A 1,345-nucleotide genomic window follows, 5' to 3' on the forward strand; every position below is an offset into this window, starting at 1 on the left:
TGCACTGATGCTGTTCTCATAACCAAAGATCACCTGTAGCGCACTATTGCTTGAGGGAACCTCTAAATCATTGCCACTATCGTCAAACTCTGCTTCAAATGTATCGGCTTCATTCCCGGCATGGTCCGTAATCGTTGCGGTTAAAAGATGCTGGTAAAAAACCTCATGAACAGGTTTGTCTTCCACCTTGACCGCAATAAAAGGGTGTGTACGCATTAATCCCATAACCGCTTCACCATGCTGTTCTTTTCTTGGCTAACAAATTCAGGCAGAATGACCTTTAAGCCCCGTGGTAAAAACACACCATATTTGGCAATCTCTGGATTGGCTTCCAGTGTGGCTTCTAAATAACCGTTTAGTGCCCCAACTTGGATGCGGTCTCCTAACACAGCCATGACATGGTGAAAGCAAAGGAGATCGAGGCTCATATCCTCTAGCTCTACAATAACGCGCTTTTTGGGTATCTTCATGGGGTAGGTTCCTCTTGGTAATACCCCATTTGATATTGTCTCTCTTGGTATTGTCCTTGTGGTTTTCCGCCATTAAAAAAGGGCAAGAGCGTAATGGAATAGCGGATGCGCTGGGATTGACCAGAGCGACTGATATAGTCATGGTCTTTATTGATCGTGGTGATTACTACGGGTCCATGGAGAAGGACACTATAGGTGGTATCATTGATCCAACGAAGCATCTGGACAGGCTTTGCTCTTCGTATAGTTGTAGTGATGGCATCTATCGCTACCCGGTCCCCAAATTCTTCTGGAAACCAAACCCCATGAATGGTTTTGGGATCATAGCCATAACCGGTAAATTGCAAACTGGGTGCCTTGCCAAAACGCTCCATACAAACCCATGAGGCAGAAAGCTCTTCTTCAAAAGATTGGAAATTCAGCCAGTCCACATAAAATTGATGTGGTCCTAACATCATCAAAGGATCTCTCATAGGCTCCCTCCCCTCATTCTGTCCCGCCATGCAGCGCATTAGCACGTGCCCGTTGCCAAAGCATGGGCAACCGCACGACCAGTGGCCATGGGTTCACGGGCACCATTAACATGCACTGTGACATTTTGATTGTGTGTGATGGGGGAACGGTCTTTGTCTCTTTGCTCTCTCGCAAATGAATTTACAGGAGAAGCCCCCGCAAATTGTGGTATGGGCTGAATGGCTGTTTTACCCCCCAAAAAACTTGGCAAAAACTCTCTTACATCAATGGAACCAATCCACCCCTTAATGCGGCTAGGCAAAGATTTACAATAATCCATCAATTGTGAGATAGACGACATAAAGCCATCGACAATCGAATTAGCCAGATCTTCGCCCGCTTGTTCCATACCAGCCTTGGCA

At 46.2% G+C, this 1,345-nt stretch carries 2 protein-coding genes and 2 pseudogenes; all 4 read right to left on the reverse strand.

The features are described from left to right. Nucleotides 1-216 (reverse strand): annotated as a pseudogene (locus tag ACFILU_RS08425) (late control protein); the annotation flags it as partial. Continuing rightward, complete coding sequence (locus tag ACFILU_RS08430) at nt 216-470, reverse strand: tail protein X (protein ID WP_375675569.1); 255 nt, start codon at nt 468-470, stop codon at nt 216-218. The pseudogene ACFILU_RS08425 and the gene ACFILU_RS08430, both read right to left, overlap by 1 nt. Beyond that, nucleotides 467-943 carry a phage tail protein gene (locus ACFILU_RS08435; protein ID WP_375675571.1) on the reverse strand — a complete coding sequence of 159 codons (477 nt, stop codon included), beginning with the start codon at nt 941-943 and terminating at the stop codon, nt 467-469. The genes ACFILU_RS08430 and ACFILU_RS08435 overlap by 4 nt, the downstream gene beginning before the upstream one ends. 38 nt (nt 944-981) lie before the next feature. Then, nucleotides 982-1,345 (reverse strand): annotated as a pseudogene (locus tag ACFILU_RS08440) (phage tail tape measure protein); the annotation flags it as partial.

The organism is Bartonella sp. CL100XZDX, assembly GCF_042195375.1.
In the GTDB taxonomy this organism is placed as follows: Bacteria; Pseudomonadota; Alphaproteobacteria; order Rhizobiales; family Rhizobiaceae; genus Bartonella.

What these genes read in the sequence shown, in the direction of transcription:
- ACFILU_RS08430 (WP_375675569.1), bottom strand. Translation starts at nt 470, where the DNA reads ATGAAGATACCCAAAAAGCGCGTTATTGTAGAGCTAGAGGATATGAGC.
- ACFILU_RS08435 (WP_375675571.1), bottom strand. Translation starts at nt 943, where the DNA reads ATGAGAGATCCTTTGATGATGTTAGGACCACATCAATTTTATGTGGAC.